10 protein-coding genes are annotated in these 15,347 nt (G+C 73.0%); 9 read left to right on the top strand and 1 reads right to left on the bottom strand.

From position 1 onward, the window contains the following. Nucleotides 1-59: 59 nt before the first annotated feature. Nucleotides 60-3,011, top strand: coding sequence for a tetratricopeptide repeat protein (locus ABWI04_RS04845; protein ID WP_353831549.1), 2,952 nt, complete (start codon nt 60-62; stop codon nt 3,009-3,011). 132 nt (nt 3,012-3,143) lie between these two features. Beyond that, entirely contained in the window at nt 3,144-3,500 is a 357-nt protein-coding gene (locus ABWI04_RS04840; RefSeq protein ID WP_353831548.1) for a hypothetical protein, read from the top strand. Nucleotides 3,501-3,543: 43 nt separating this feature from the next. On the opposite strand, the gene ABWI04_RS04835 is transcribed toward ABWI04_RS04840, so the two are convergent. Then, nucleotides 3,544-5,721, bottom strand: a complete 2,178-nt coding sequence (locus tag ABWI04_RS04835) for a pectate lyase-like domain-containing protein (RefSeq protein WP_353831547.1) — start codon at nt 5,719-5,721, stop codon at nt 3,544-3,546. Nucleotides 5,722-6,040: 319 nt separating this feature from the next. On the opposite strand from ABWI04_RS04835, the gene ABWI04_RS04830 reads away from it, so the two are divergent. The 7 genes from ABWI04_RS04830 to ABWI04_RS04800 all read left to right on the top strand — a co-directional run bounded on the left by ABWI04_RS04830 (nt 6,041) and on the right by ABWI04_RS04800 (nt 15,340). Further along, nucleotides 6,041-6,802, top strand: coding sequence for a DeoR/GlpR family DNA-binding transcription regulator (locus ABWI04_RS04830; protein WP_353831546.1), 762 nt, complete (start codon nt 6,041-6,043; stop codon nt 6,800-6,802). Next, nucleotides 6,799-8,169 carry a 6-phospho-beta-glucosidase gene (locus ABWI04_RS04825; protein ID WP_353831545.1) on the top strand — a complete coding sequence of 457 codons (1,371 nt, stop codon included), beginning with the start codon at nt 6,799-6,801 and terminating at the stop codon, nt 8,167-8,169. Before ABWI04_RS04830 ends, ABWI04_RS04825 begins: the two co-directional genes overlap by 4 nt. Beyond that, nucleotides 8,166-9,362: a carbohydrate kinase family protein gene (locus tag ABWI04_RS04820; RefSeq protein ID WP_345180607.1), complete on the top strand. Its 1,197-nt coding sequence runs from the start codon at nt 8,166-8,168 to the stop codon at nt 9,360-9,362. Before ABWI04_RS04825 ends, ABWI04_RS04820 begins: the two co-directional genes overlap by 4 nt. 59 nt (nt 9,363-9,421) lie before the next feature. Then, nucleotides 9,422-10,780, top strand: a complete 1,359-nt coding sequence (locus ABWI04_RS04815; RefSeq protein WP_353831544.1) for an extracellular solute-binding protein — start codon at nt 9,422-9,424, stop codon at nt 10,778-10,780. 90 nt (nt 10,781-10,870) lie between these two features. Then, nucleotides 10,871-11,842 carry a carbohydrate ABC transporter permease gene (locus tag ABWI04_RS04810; RefSeq protein WP_353831543.1) on the top strand — a complete coding sequence of 324 codons (972 nt, stop codon included), beginning with the start codon at nt 10,871-10,873 and terminating at the stop codon, nt 11,840-11,842. Next, nucleotides 11,839-12,630: a carbohydrate ABC transporter permease gene (locus tag ABWI04_RS04805; protein ID WP_345180614.1), complete on the top strand. Its 792-nt coding sequence runs from the start codon at nt 11,839-11,841 to the stop codon at nt 12,628-12,630. Before ABWI04_RS04810 ends, ABWI04_RS04805 begins: the two co-directional genes overlap by 4 nt. Before the next feature lie 19 nt (nt 12,631-12,649). Continuing rightward, nucleotides 12,650-15,340, top strand: a complete 2,691-nt coding sequence (locus tag ABWI04_RS04800) for a sugar-binding protein (RefSeq protein ID WP_353831542.1) — start codon at nt 12,650-12,652, stop codon at nt 15,338-15,340. The last annotated feature ends 7 nt before the right edge of the window (nt 15,341-15,347 follow it).

Genomic DNA, 15,347 nt, shown 5'->3' with positions numbered 1-15,347 from the left:
GCTTGCGAGACCGACCGGCGAGACGGCGGCGCCTGTGGGGGCGGCCCCGTTCCCTGGCCGTGCATCGGGTCCCGGCCGCGGCGGGGCTGACCGTCGGCCTCGGCACCTATGCCGGATTCGCCGCCCAGGTCCCGCCGTCCGCAGGAGCGGGTCCCCTCGCGCTCGGCTTGTTCAGCTCCCTCGTCACGGGCGGCGGCACGTACCTTGGGCTCCTGCACGAACGGACGCGGCGGCTGCCACCGGCCAGGGAGCCCGGCGAACCCGCCCCGCCCCGGCGCACGGTGGCGGTGTCCTACCATCCGGCCGACTCGGCGTACGCGGAGTGGGTGGCGGCCGCCGTCTCCCTCGCCACTCCCGCGCATGTCGAGATGCGCCCGTGGGGTTCGCCGCCCGCTGCTCCAGACGGGGAGACCTGGGAACTGGTCGTGCATTCCTCCACGAGCGAGATCGCCCAGCGCGGGGACGAGTCCCAGAGTGACGGCCGGGACGGCGCACGACGGATCGAGGTCCGGGTCGACTCCTGCGCGGGCGACGCGGAGGCGGACGCCATCGACATCGAAGGCATGGCGGAGAGCGCGGCGTGCGCGGTCATCGTCCGCGGGCTCGCCGCCCTCGACGCCGCCGCCCCGGCTCCCGGACCGGACCGGCGCCCCTCCCGGCACGGGGTGCGCTTCCCCGGCGACGGCCCCCGCGTCAGCAACCTCCCTCCGCCCGACCCGGGCTTCGTCGACCGCGACGACCTGACGCGCCGCGTGCGGGCCGCCCTGACCCGCGGGCACGCGCCCGACGGCGCGACCGCCGTCGCCCTGTGGGGCCTCGGCGGCGTGGGGAAGACGGCCCTGGCCGCGGAGTACGCCCACCGCTACGGCGGGTGCTACGACATCGTGTGGTGGCTGAACGCCGAGAGCGCGGTCGAACTGCGGCACGGGCTGCTCGGGCTGGCGGCGGCGCTCGGCGTACGCGAGCAGCCCGACGCGGACCGGGTCGTCGCCGAACTGTGGCGGACGCTGCGCGGCGACGACCGCTGGCTGCTGGTCTACGACAACGCCGACGCCGACGCCGCGCCCGGCGCCGGAGGGAGCCCGGTCCAGCACTGGCCCGCCGGCCGTGCCGGGCATGTCCTGTTCACCTCCGCGCGGTCGGACTGGGGCGGGCTGATCGATCCCGGCGGCCGCGTCGAGGTGCGTCCCATGGCGCCCGCGACGGCGGAGCGGTTCCTGCGCGAGGGGACCGGCGACGACGACCCCGAGGCGGCCCGCGAGATCGCCCGGGTGCTCGGCGGGCTGCCGCTCGCCCTCGCGCACGCCGCGGCCTACTGCCGGCAGGCCGCCGTGCCGCTGCGCACCTACCGGCGGCTGCTGGACGACTCGCTCGGCCGGGTGCTGTCGCGCTTCCGGCCCGACGACCGGGTCCAGCCCGTGTCCATGACCTGGAACCTGCTGCTCGCCCGGGCGGGGGAGCAGCTGCCGGCGGCGCTCGATCTGATGCGCCTGTGGGCGATGCTCGCCCCCGTCGGGATCCCCCGCGACCTGCTCGACCCGGCGGTGCCGCTGCCCGGCGGGCTGGCGCACCTGGCGGACGACCTCGTCGAGCACGACCTGGCCGTCCAGCGGCTGGCGCGGTACTCCCTGGTCACCGCGGAGGCGGGTCGGCTGCACGTCCACCGCCTCGTGCAGACCGCCGTCCGGCTGGACACCGAATCCGCCGAAGAGTGGCTGGAGGCCGCCGTGGCGCTGCTCGACCGGCGGTTTCCCCGCGACGTCGCGGACAGCGGCCGGTGGGGGACGTGCGCGGAGCTCCTGCCCCACGTCCTGGCCGTCCAGGCCCGCCATCGGGAGCAGGGCGACGGGGAAGACCGCCCGCCGTCCAGGACGGAGAGAGCGCTCGGCGACCTGCTCCACCGCGCCGGGTCCTACCTGATCGAACGAGCCGGCTACGCCGAGGCGCGCGAGCCGTTGGAAACGGCCCTGGCGCTGCGTGAACGCGCGTACGGACGCGGCAGCCCCCAGTGGGCGGAGACGAAGCTCCGGCAGGGCGTCCTGCTGTACAGGCTCGCGGACCTCGCCGCCGCCCGGACGGCCATGGACACGGCTCTGCGCGTCCGGGAGGAGACGGCGGGCCCCGACGATCCGGCGCTCTTCCCGTTCCTGGTGTGGCGGTGCCGCCTGCTGATCGAGTTCTCCGAGCTGGGGGAGGCCCGCCGCGCGGCCGAGCGGGCACGCCGGATCCTGGAGTCCGCCGGTGTGCCGCGCGCGGACCTGCGCCGCGTCGAGGTCGACGACCTGCGCTGCACCGTGCTGTGGCGGGGAGGCCGGGTCCGCAGCGCGCTGGAGCTGAGGCGGCGGAGCGTGGCCGTCCTGCGCGAGGCTCACGGGGACGGTGACGCCCGCACTCTCCTGGGCCTCGGACGGCTCGCCTTCGTCGAGGCCGAGATGGGAAGCCTCCTCGACGATCCCGTGATGCTGCGCCGCGCACGGGACCGCGCCGCCGGAGCCGCCGCGAACCTGGCGCGCGGCTACGGCGACGAGCACTTCGAGGTCATGGAGCAGCACAGGGCCGAGGCCACCGCGCTGTGCGCGCTGGGCGACCACGCCGCCGCCGAGCGGCTGCTGCGGCGCGTCGCCCGGGCGTTCCGGGAGAGCCTGGGCGAGCATCCCACGACGGTCGCCGCCGAGACCCTGCACGCGACGGCGCTCGCCCGCCTGGGCGAGACCGGCACCGCGGACGCGATCCTGCGGAGGGGCCGCGAGCTGTACGAGCGCCTCTACGGCCCCGGCCATCCCTACGTCGCCGAGGTGCTCGCCAGGCACGGGCCCGTCCTCGCCGCGATGGGCGACGCGGACGCCGCCGCAGGCGCCCTGGTCAGAGCGCGCCGCATCTACGAGGAGCGGTACGGGCCGGAGCACCCCGGGCTGATCCCGCTCCTCACCGGCCTGGCCGAACTCTCCGGCCGCCCGGACGAGGCCGCCGAGCTCAGAGAACGCGCCGACCGCATCCGGCGGCGCCTGTGACGACGCCTGGGAGGAACCATCAACGTCACCGAATTCGCGGACACCTTCCTGACCACCCACATCAGGGCCCAGCTCACGCTGGACGGCGAGTCCGGGTTCGCCGTCGAGGAGTACTTCGGCTCCTCGCGCGACGTGCTCGGCGACCTGTTCACCGTCTGGTACGCCGGTCCCGGCGGCCGCCAGGCGGAGTGGCGCGACCCCGAGGCGGAGCCGCTGCGCGTTCGTGACGCCGCGCGCGGCACGGTCCTGTGGGAGCGCGACCGGCGGCGGAAGCTCGACGACTTCGGGACGCTTTTCCGCGCCCAGACCGAGCCCGTCCAGCTCGTCCTTCCGGTGCTGCGCGCGGAGTCCGGCCGGAGGCTGCTCCTGGACGGCACGCACCGCGCGGTCGCCGCCTACGGTGCCGGCGCGCCGGTCACCCTGTTCGTCTTCGCGCTGCGGGGCCCGGCGGGCCCGGAGATGCTGCCCGACCTCGTCCACCACCTCTGACACTGCGGGCCGCTCGGAGGCGGGCCCGCAGTGTCAGAGCGGATCAGGGATAAGCGACCACGTTGGCCGGGACCGTGCCGGCGCCGGACGCCTCCGGGCCCGTGTCGTTGACGACGTGCCGGATGACCCCGTTGCCGCCCAGCGAGACCGTGAGCAGGTCGTGGAACCGCACGCCCGGGCGGTCCGGGACCTCGAAGCCGCGCGCCGCCACGATCGACGGGTCGACGTTGAAGTAGCAGTAGCTGCCAAGCCCCCAGCCCTCGTGCGCGGTGACGGAGTCGGCGACCTTGTAGGCGGCGTAGCCGCCGGGGGAGTCGCTCCGCCAGGCGGACTGGTTCGGCGGGTCGTACGGCATCTCGTTCTGGAAGAAGACCGTTCTGCCGCGCTCGCCGTTCCAGACGAGCTGGTACTTCTGGTAGTGCTCGACGAACAGCCCGTAGGCGGTGACGTCGTCGCCGTTGACGACCACGCCGTTGGCGGCGGTGTTGACCGTCCAGCCGACGCCGCTCCCGTGGTCGGCGCGCCACGCCCAGATGTGGTCGAGCAGGGCGTCGTCGCTGTTCACCACTAGGCTTGTGGCCGCCTTCCCCGGCCCGGCACCGCCGATCCTGAAGAAGACATCCTGCACCGAGGCGGGGTCGCCGGAGTGGTCGGCGCCCGCGCCGTCGGGGCCGAGCCGGAGCAGCACCGGCGATTCGGCCGTCCCGGCGTCGAACAGCATCCCGGCCAGCTTGACGCCGTCGACGTCGGCCACGCTCATCGCCGCCGCGCCGCTGTCGGGGACGAGGGTCGGGTACCCGATGCCGAGCACCACCGTGTCCGGACGCGTGACGTTGATCGTCTGCCCCAGGTGGTAGACGCCGGGGGTGAGCAGCAGGTTGAGGCCCTGCCCCAGCGCGGCGTTGATGGTGGCGGCCGAGTCGCCCGGTCTGGCCACGTAGAACCGCGACAGCGGGATGGACGAACCGGGTGTGGAGCCGCCTGCCCAGGTCGTCCCGCGCGAGTCGCGCCGCAGCGCCGGGACGAAGACGCTGTACGCCCCGGACGCGTCGACGTACAGGTAGGGCTTCTCCCTGGTCACGGGGCTGGTGTTCAGGGTGGTGTAGGGCGGGTTCGGGAAGCTCTGGGCGGGCGCCCCCTCGACGCCGGAGAACACCATGTTCCACACGCCGTTGAGGTTGCCGCCGATCCGGCTGTCGCGCGTCAGCCACTGCTGCTGCGAGTACGGCTGCACCTGTCCGTCCACCTTGGAGTCGGCGATGTAGCCGCCGCTGGCCCAGCCGTAGCCGGTGGGGGCGAGGTTCAGGTCGCCGCGCACGTGGATGCGCCGGAACGGCGCGGCCTGCGCCACCGCCCACCGGTCCGACCCGCCGGACGGCGTGATCGACAGGTTCTCGGCGGACCGCCAGAAGTTCTGCGTGGCGTTGCCGCCGAACCAGCCCGCGTCCACGGTGACGCCGCCGTTGACGGTGACGTCGTCGGGATCGCGGCCGAGGCCGGCGATGGAGGTGTAGAAGCCGATGCGGGCGTTGACGTTGTAGCCGCCCGGCTTGAACAGCAGCGCGTACCGGGCCGTCCCGAACTGGTTGCTCTCCTGCTCGCGGAAGACCGCGTCGATCCGGCTCTGGACGTCGGACGCGCTCATGGACGGGTCGAACACCAGGACGTTGGGCCCGAGGTCGCCCCCGCCGGGGAGCGTGCCGCCGCCGGAGCCGGTGTGCACGGCAAGCCCGAACAGCGAGTATCCCCACTGCGTGGCGCGGGCCGTGCCGTACACGCGGACGTAGCGGCCCTTGCCGGCGACATTGACCGTCTGGGTTCCGCCGGTGCCGTTCGCGGTGGAGTAGATCGAGGTCCAGCCGGTGGCGTTGTCGGATACCTCGATATGGAAGGCCGTGGCGTAGGCGCTCTCCCAGGCGAGGACGATCTGGCAGACGTCCTGGACGGTGCCGAGGTCGACCTGGAGCCATTGCGGATCGCCGAAGGCGCTCGACCAGCGGGTCGCGGGATCGCCGTCGACGGCGGCGGAGGCGGGGAAGGACGCGTTCTCGGTGGAAGAGGCGGTCGCGGGCCGGTTCAGTGCCGCGTCCGACGAGCCGCAGGCCGCCGCTGCGGCACGTCCGGCCGGTGCGGGAACGGCGAGCGCGACGGCGAGCAGCAGGGTGAAGACGGCGGCCGGCCAGGCTCTCCTGGACGGCTCTCGGGGTGGGACGGGATGCATGCGCATCTCCTTCGCGTGGGGGGTGAGCGGGGGCCCTCAGAGCACGCGCGTTATTTCACATCATGATTTAAGGTCGAAATTATGCACCGGTCAAGAGCCCTTTTTGTCTCGGTTTGACCCTTCGTCCTGACAACCGGCGCGCCGCCCCGGACGCTCCGGCCCCGGTGCCTGTGGAACGTTCCGGGCCCTCGACAGCGACCGCTGACTTCACTGGCCCCCTGACCGGATCCGCGCACGTCAGAGAAGTGAATGACGGACTTCGCGCAGGTTTCCGCCGGGGTGATGACGGATGTCGAGCAGCGGTGTTACGTTCCACCGCGTGACATCGAGCATCCGACGGGCGCAGATCGTGTCGTCCCTGCGTGCCAAGGGCGCCGCCTCCGTGCGGGAGCTGGCCGAGACCCTCCAGGTCAGCGAGTCCACGATCCGCCGCGACCTCGACGTGCTCGACCGCAACGGCGAGCTGCTGCGCACCTACGGGGGAGCGGCGCTCTCCCCGCGCCCGGCGGCGCCGGAGATCTCGTTCGCGGCGTCGGCCGAGCACGACAGCGCCGAGAAGGCGGCGGTCGCGGAACGGGCGGCGGAGCTGGTGGAGGACGACATGGTCGTGGTCCTCGACATCGGCACCAGCACCCGGCTCCTCGCCCGGCACCTGCGCGGGCGTTCCGTCACCGTCATCACCGCCAACCTGGCCGTGCTGGACGAACTGCGCGACGACGACGCCGTCCGGCTGTGCCTGCTCGGCGGCGTCGTGCGGCGCAACTACCTCTCGCTCGTCGGCTCGCTCACCGAGACCGCGCTCCGCCAGGTCCGTGCCGACCTGGTGTTCCTGAGCTGCACCGGGGTGCGGCCCGACGGCCACGTCATGGACGACATGGAGGTCGAGACGCCGATCAAGCAGGCGATGCTGGAGTCGGCGGACCGGGTGGTGCTGGTCGCCTCCGAGGCGAAGTTCCCCGGCACCGGCTCGCTGCGGGTGTGCTCGCTCGACCGCGTCGACGCACTGGTCACGACGGCCGGGGCCGACCCCCGGACTCTGGAGGTCTGCCGGGAGGCGGGCGGAAAGGTGTACATCGCATGAAGCTGGCCATTCTCGGCGGTGGCGGGTTCCGGGTGCCCTACGTGTACCAGGCCCTGCTGCGCGACCCAGGCTCCCCGCGCATCGAGGAGGTCTGGCTGCAGGACTCCGACGCCGGCCGGCTGGCGGGGATGGCGGAGGTCCTCGCGGCCCTCGCCGGCGGTGCCGAGGACGCGCCGCGCGTGTTCACCAGCACCGGGCTCGACGAGGCGCTGGAAGGCGCCGACTTCGTCTTCGCCGCCGTCCGGGTGGGCGGCCTGCGGGGGCGGGTGTGCGACGAGCGCGTGGCGCTGGACCTGAACGTGCTCGGCCAGGAGACCACCGGCCCCGGCGGCATCGCCTACGGGCTGCGCACCATCCCCGTGATGCTCGACATCGCGCATCGGGTGAAGGCGCTCGCGCCGGACGCCTACGTCATCAACTTCACCAACCCCGCCGGGATGATCACCGAGGCGATGCAGGGCGTCCTCGGCGACCGGGTGCTCGGGATCTGCGACACCCCGTCCGGCCTCGGCATGCGGGTGGCCGCCGCGCTCGGCCTGGACCCGGACCGGATCCGGCTCGACTACGTCGGCCTGAACCACCTCGGCTGGATGCGCCGCGTCCTGCACGACGGCGAGGACGTCCTGCCCCGCCTGCTGGCCGACGACGAGCTGCTCGGGAACCTGGAGGAGGGCGTCGTCTTCGGCCGCGAGTGGCTGCGCGACCTCGGCCTCATCCCCAACGAGTACCTGTACTACTACTACTTCAACCGGGAGGCGGTCCGCGCCACCCTGGACGCGCCGCAGACGCGCGGCGAGTTCCTGCTCAAGCAGCAGGAGGCGTTCTACGAGCGGATCGCGGCGGCGTCCGGCGGCGCGGCCATGGAGCTGTGGCGCGAGACGGTCGCCTCCCGCAGCGCGAGCTACATGGCCGAGATGAAGGGCGCCCGGACCGGCGAGGCGCTCGACGACCACTCCGGCATCGACCCCGCCGAGGAGGGCTACGCCAGGGTCGCGCTGAACGTGATGGCCGCGATCAGCCGCGACGAGCCCGCCAGCATGATCCTCAACGTGCGGAACGGTGAGACCGTCACCGCGCTGCCCCCGGACGCGGTCGTCGAGGTGCCCGTCACCGTCGACGCCCGCGGCGTGCACCCGCTTCCCCTCGACCAGCCCGACCTCCACCAGGCCGGGCTCATGCAGCAGGTCAAGGCCGTCGAGCGGCTGACCGTCGGCGCGGCCGTGACCGGTTCGCGGACCGAGGCCGCCAAGGCCTTCGCCCTGCACCCCCTGGTCGACTCGGCGCGGATCGGCCGGCAGCTGCTCGACGGCTACATCGACCGGATCCCCGAGGTCGCCGCCGTCTTCTCCCGTGAGGAGTCGTCATGACAGTGGAAATCCTGGACGGGAGCCCGCCCGTGGACCGTCCCGCGACCGGCGAGGCCGCGGCCCCCGGGCAGCCGCCCGAGCCCTCCCTGGCCGACCCGTGCACCGAGCGCGTCCCGGCGGGCGAGCTGCTGCGCGGCGGGGACGACCCCGGCCCGGCGCCCGGGCTGGACGTCTTCCTGAGCGGCCAGGTCTTCATGGACATGATCTTCACCGGGCTGCCGGGGCTGCCGCCGCCCGGGACCGAGATGTTCACCGAGGGGCTCGGCTCGGCGCCCGGCGGCGCCGCCAACATCGCGGTGGCGATGAGCCGGCTCGGCCTGCGGGTCGGGCTCGCGGCCCCGTTCGGCGACGACATGTTCGGCTCCTACCTGTGGCGGACGCTCGCCGAGCAGGAGGGCATCGACCTCGGGCACTCCCGCCGCATCAAGGGCTGGCCCACCCCGGTCACGGTGTCGCTCGCCTACGACTCCGACCGCAGCATGGTCACCTACGCCAGGCCCCTGCCGGACCTCGATCCCGGCGAGACGGGCGACGCGGAGGCGGTGCTCGGCTCCCCGCCGCCGGCCGCGCGCGCCTGCTTCGTCGACATCGAGCATCCGGTGCCGGGCTGGGCGAAGGAGATGCGCCGGGCGGGCGCCGCGGTGTTCGCCGACATCGGCTGGGACGCCACCGAGACGTGGTCCAGCGAGGTCCTCGACCGGCTGGAGCACGTGGACGTGTTCCTGCCCAACGCCGTCGAGGCCATGGCCTACACCCGCACGACCACCCCGGAGGACGCGGCCCGCGCCCTTTCCGGGCGGGTCCCGGTCGTCGTCGTCAAGCGCGGCGGCGCGGGCGCCATCGCGATCGACTCGGCGACCGGCGAGGTCGCCGAGACCGACGCCCTGCCGGTGCGGCCGCTCGACGCGACCGGAGCGGGCGACGTGTTCGGCGCCGGGTTCCTGTTCGGGACGCTCGCCGGCCTCCCGCTCGCGGAGCGGCTGCGGTTCGCCAACCTGTGCGCGGGCCTGTCGGTCCGGCACCGCAGCGGCTCGCTCGGCGCACCGTGCTGGGGGGAGATCGCCGCGTTCGGCGAGTCCGGCGAGGTGCCCGAGTCCGCCCTCGAACCGTACGCCTTCGTCGTCGACTTCATCCCCGACTCGGCGACCGACACGGTCGTCCGGGCCGAACCCACCCTCCGGGCCGACCACTAGCGCGCCGTCCCCGACCGACGCGGACGCAGCAGGACAGAAAGCAATAGGGAGCCGTAGCAATGCCGACACTGACGAGGCGAGGAGCGGCCGCGGCGGCCGCGGCCCTCGCGACCCTGCTCGCGGCGGCGTGCGCCCCGGGCTCGTCCGGCGACAAGCCGGAGAGCAAGGCGCCCGCCGCGGTGAGCACCGACGTGGCCAAGGCCGGGAACGTGACCCTCACCGTCTGGGACCAGGAGGTCCAGGGCGGGCAGAAGAAGCAGATCGAGGAGCTGAACAAGCGCTTCGAGGCCAAGTACCCCAACGTGAAGATCAAGCGGGTGTCGCGGTCGTTCAGCGACCTGCAGAAGACGCTCCGGCTCGCGCTGTCGGGCGGCAGCCCGCCCGACGTCGTGGAAGCCAACCAGGGCTACGCGTCCATGGCGCAGTACGTCAAGGCCGGGATGCTCCTCCCGCTCGACTCCTACGACCAGGTCTACGGGTGGCGCAAGCGCTACCCCAAGGGCCTGACCGACCTGAACAGCGTCACCCAGGACGGCAAGCTCATCGGGTCCGGCAACCTGTACGGCGTCTCGCTGAACGGCGAGATCGTCGGGCTCTACTACAACAAGGAGAAGCTCGCCAAGCTCGGCGTGCAGCCGCCGAAGAGCTGGGCGGAGTTCGACCAGGCCCTCGCCACGGCCAAGGGCAAGGGCGAGGTCCCGATCGCGTTCGGCAACCTGGAGAAGCTGCCCGCGATGCAGCTGTACGGCATCCTCCAGGACGGCGTCGCCGACAAGGAGGCCGTCCGCAAGCTCGTGTTCGGCAGCGGCGGCTCCTGGACGGACGCCGCGAACGTCCAGGCGGCGCAGAAGCTCGGCGACTGGTCGAAGAAGGGCTACTTCACCAAGGACGCCAACGCCGTCAAGTGGGACGACACCCCCGTCAACTTCGCCAAGGGCGACGGCGTGTTCATGTTCGGCGGCACCTGGTGGGCCTCCGAGCTCAACGACAAGATGAAGGACAAGGTCGGCTTCATGCTGCCGCCCCCGGCGCAGGCCGGGTCGCCGTCGGCGACGATGGGCGGCGAGAGCCTGCCCTGGTCGATCACGTCCAAGAGCAAGAACCCGGACGTCGCCGCCGCCTACATCAACTTCATCACCTCCCCGGAGGCGATGGACGTCTCGGTCGAGACCGGCAACCTGCCGGCGCTCGCCGCGCCCTCCAAGCAGCCGGCCGGGCCGCTGCTGAAGGAGGTCGCGACGGCGTGGGGCGAGCTGAGCAAGAACGACGGCATCACCCCGTACCTCGACTACGCGACGCCGACCTTCGCCGACGCGTTCGGCGGTCCGCTGCAGGAGCTCGTCGCCGGGCGCAAGCCGGCCGACGAGGTCATGAAGGCGGCCCAGGACGACTACTCCGCCTTCCAGAAGAAGAAGTAGGGATCGGCCTTACCCGCCCCCGGCCGCGCCTCGCCTGCGGCGCGGCCGGGGAGCGGGACGGCGCCGGACGCACGACCAAGGAGCCCGCACATGACGACCGTCGCGCGGCGTAAGACCCCCAAGTCCAGGCGCGAGGCATCGGCCCCGCGCGCGGCACGGCGGCAGGGACGCGCCCTCTCCGGGTCCCCCGGGGAGCCCGGCCGGATCGGCTGGCTCTACGCCCTGCCCGCCCTGCTGGTCTACGGCGCGTTCCTGCTGTGGCCGCTGGCGCGGGGGGCGCAGTTCTCCCTCTACCACTGGGACGGCCTGGGCGAGGCGACGTGGGCGGGGTTCTCCAACTACACCGCCACATGGACCGACCCGTCGCTGCGCGGCGCGTTCGGGCACCTGCTCGTCCTCATCCTGTTCTACTCGGTGCTGCCGTGCTGCATCGCGTTCGTGCTGGTCGCGGCCATGTCGCGGACGAAGGTCCGCGGCCTGACGTTCTTCCGGACGGTGCTGTTCCTGCCGCAGGTCGTCGCGATGGTGGCGGTGGCCGTGGCATGGCAGTGGGTGTACTCCGCGGACGGGCCGGTCAACACGGTCCTCGGCTGGCTGCACGCCGTCGGCCTGCCGGACTGGCGGCGCGGCTGGTTCGGCGACTTCACCTTCGCCCTGCCCGCGGTCGGGGCCGTCGGGACGTGGGTGGGGATCGGCCTGGCGATGGTGCTGTTCCTCGCCGGGGTGCAGAAGATCCCGCGGGAGCTGTACGAGGCCGCGCGGATCGACGGCGCCGGGGCCGTCCGCGAGTTCTTCGCCGTCACCCTGCCCGGGCTGCGGCGCGAGCTGGCGGTGGCGCTCACGCTGACGACCATCATGGCGATCCGCAACTTCGACCTCATCTACATGGCCACCGCCGGCGGGCCGGGCGACGCGACGAAGGTCCCCGCCTACGAGGTCTACAACCGCACGTTCAACACCGGTGAGGTCGGCCTCGGCTGCGCGATCGGCGTCACGCTGGCGGTGCTGGCGTTCGCCGTCACGGCCGGCGTCCGGCGGCTCGTGGAAGGGAAGGACGCATGAACGTCCGGGCGGAACGGTTCGTCAACCACGCGATCCTCGTCGTCTTCTCGGTCATCGCGGTGTTCCCGATGGTCGGGGTCGTCGCGCAGGCCCTCCAGCTGCCGCACGCGGACCTGTCCACGTTCGGCACGGCCTGGCGCGAGGGCCATTTCGCCACCTACCTGCGCAACAGCGTCATCGTCACCGTCGTCACCGTCGTCACGGCCGCGGTGCTGTCGATCATGGCGGGCTACGCGCTCGGCACCATGCGGTTCCGCGGCTCCGGCGTGCTGTTCCTGGTGTTCGTGGCCGGGCTGACGATCCCGACCGAGGCCATCGTCGTCCCGCTGTACTTCGACCTGAGGTCGGCCGGGCTCGACAACACCTACGCCGGGCTCATCCTCCCGCAGGTGGCCATGTCGGTGGCGTTCGGCACGTTCTGGATGCGCGCCTACTTCCGCAGCGTCCCCCGGTCGCTGCTGGAGGCGGCGCGCCTCGACGGAGCGTCCGGCTGGACGACGCTGTGGCGCGTGCTCGTGCCGGTCGGCCGCCCGGCCATCCTCACCATGGTCCTGCTGACCACCATGTGGACCTGGAACGAGTTCCTGCTCCCGCTGGTGATCGTCAACTCGGACGAGGGGCTGCGCACCGCGCCGCTCGGGCTGTCCTTCTTCCAGGGCACCCACAAGACCGACTACTCACTGCTCATGGCGGGCGCGCTGATCATCGCCGCGCCCATCGTGATCGTTTATGTCTTCCTGCAGCGCCAGTTCATCGCAGGAATGCTCTCGGGGGCCGTCAAGGAGTAGGGAAAGAACAGGAGAGTTCATGCGAAGACTCGCCCTACCCGCAGTCCTGTCCGCCGCGCTCGCGGCCATGTCCGTCGCCTTCGCGGGCCCGCCCGCGCAGGCGGCCGGCCCGGGCGGGTCCGGTTCCGCCGACGGCCGGCTCGACGTCCTGTTCGTCGGGGCGCACCCCGACGACGAGGCCGGCGCACTGTCGACGCTCGGACAGTGGAACGAGTACGACAAGGCGAAGATCGGCGTCCTCACCGTCACCCGCGGCGAGGGCGGCGGCAACGCCTCCGGCACCGAGGAGGGCCCGGCACTCGGGCTGCTCCGCGAGAACGAGGAGCGGCGCGCCGTCGGCAAGGCCGGCGTCAACGACATCCACTACCTGGACAAGGTCGACTTCTACTACACGGTGAGCACGCCGCTCACCGCCGAGACCTGGGACCACGACAAGACCCTGGAGAAGGTCGTCCGGCTCGTCCGCGAGACGCGGCCGAAGGTGATCGTCACCATGGTCCCCGCCCCGCTTCCGGGCCAGCACGGCAACCACCAGCAGGCCGCGCGGCTCGCGACCGAGGCCTACTTCGCCGCCGCCGACCCGAAGGCCTACCCCGCGCAGCTCGGCGGCGAGGGGCTGAGCACCTGGGCGCCGGGACGCCTGTTCCAGACCGGCGGCGCGTCGGGGCCGGTCGGCTCCGGCTGCGCCGCCAAGGGGACGCCGTCCGCCGCGGCGTCGCTCGCCTACGGGGTGTGGGGAGGGCGCGCGTCCGCCCGCAACGGCGGCAAGACGTGGGCGCAGGTCGAGCGCGAGGCCCAGCGGACGTACGTCAGCCAGGGCTGGGGCGGGTTCCCGGACGTCCCGTCCGATCCGGCCCAGATCGGCTGCGACTACTTCCGGCAGATCCACAGCCGGGTCCCGTTCACGCTCGGCAACACCGACCCGTCCGCGATGCTCGAAGGCGCGGTGGTGCCCGCGAAGGGCGGCCTCCCGCTCGGCAGCCGGTTCTGGCTGACGACGGACGCGTTCGGCGTGACCGCGGGACGCGCCTTCAAGGTGACCGCGCACGCGAGCTCGCCCGAGCGGCTCCGGGCGGCGAAGGCGTCGCTCGCGGTCCCCACGGGTTGGAACGTGACAGGTTCCGGTGACCTGGGGACGGTCGGCGGAGCCGAGCGCACCGCGGCCTTCACCGTCACGCCCCCGGCCGGCGTCAAGGCCGGGCGCGCGCAGCTCTCGGCGACGCTGGCCGGCGGCTCGGCCACCGGCCAGACGGCCACGTCCGTGGAGGTCCAGCCCGCCGTCACCGGCGTCCTGGAACCGCTGCCCCGCGTCTCGGACTTCGACACCTGGGCGGGCAAGACGGGCGTCCCCGCACTGACGGGGCAGGTGAAGCGGGTGCTCACGCTGGCGTCCGGCGCGTCCCGGCAGGTGCGCGTGGACCTGTCCAACACGACCGCCTCGGCGCAGTCCGGCACGGTCAAACTGACCCTGCCCGCGGGCTTCACCGCCGACGCCGCGTCCAAGCCCTACTCCCTCGACGCGGGCAAGACGGGCTCGGCCACCTTCACCGTCACCAACACCGACAAGTCGCTGCCCACCTCCAACCAGGGCGGGACCGACGGCGACTACGACCTGACCATCACCACGACCTCCTCCTCGGGCGACGCCGACGTGCAGAACGGCGCCCTGGAACTGGTCCCGACGGCCGAACTGCCGAAGGCGTCCACCGCGCCCGCGGTCGACGGCAAGGAGTCGCCCGGCGAGTACCCGGGGCCCGAGCTGAACCTGTCCCGGCGCTGGGAGGGGACGGCCTGCGAGTCCGCCGACGACTGCTCGGCCACCGGCAAGGTCACCTGGACCGACAAGGCGCTGCACGTGCTGGTCAAGGTCCGCGACGACAAGCAGGGCACGGTGCTCGGCGCCGACGACTGCAAGCGGCACTGGCGCACCGACTCGGTCGAGATCGGGATCGACCCGCGCGGCGACTCCGAGAACACCTCCACCACGTTCAAGACCGGCATCTTCCCGAAGATGTCGGACGGGAAGCCGTGCTTCGAACGCGACGCTGACGCGCGCCAGGGCCCCGGCGAGGAGACCGCGCCCGGCATGCGGGTCGCCTCGACGGTCGCCGACCCCTACGACGGGTACGTCGTCGAGGCGGAGATCCCGTTCACCGCGCTGCCGACCGCGGTGGACCCGCGGCGCATGGGCCTGAACGTCTTCGTCTACGACTCCGACACCCAGGACAAGACCGGCCAGACCCGGATCGGCTGGTCGACCTGGAACGGCGTCCAGGGCGACCCGTACCGGTGGGGCCTGGTGTCCCTGCCCGGCCACACCCCGCCCTCGGGCATGCCGACCACGCCCCCGCCGCCGGTCATGCCGACCGACGCGACGCGGTCGGTGAACGCGCCTGAGTCGATCATCCAGGCCGTGCGCACGGGCGTCCCGCTCGCCGCCGGTCCCGCGGCGCCGCGCTCGGACACGGCGAAGATCGTGGGACGGCCGGCGGTCTCCGGCGGCTCGACCACCGTCAGGCTCCTGGCGACCGGGCCGGGCACCGCGCACGTCCACGTGTGGGACGGCAAGCTGCTCGGCACCAAGGAGGTCCGGATCCGCGGCGCGGGCACCACCACCGTGACCGTGCCGGGCGCGACCGGCACCCTCACCGTGGCCTTCGAGGCGGCGAAGGGAGGAACGGCGAGCGGCGCCGTCCGCCTGGGCGGCTGATCATGCC

The sequence above is a fragment of the Actinomadura sp. NPDC000929 genome (genome assembly GCF_040492065.1).
Lineage (GTDB): Bacteria > Actinomycetota > Actinomycetes > Streptosporangiales > Streptosporangiaceae > Spirillospora > Spirillospora verrucosospora.
This window is presented reverse-complemented; position numbering and strand designations above follow the sequence as displayed.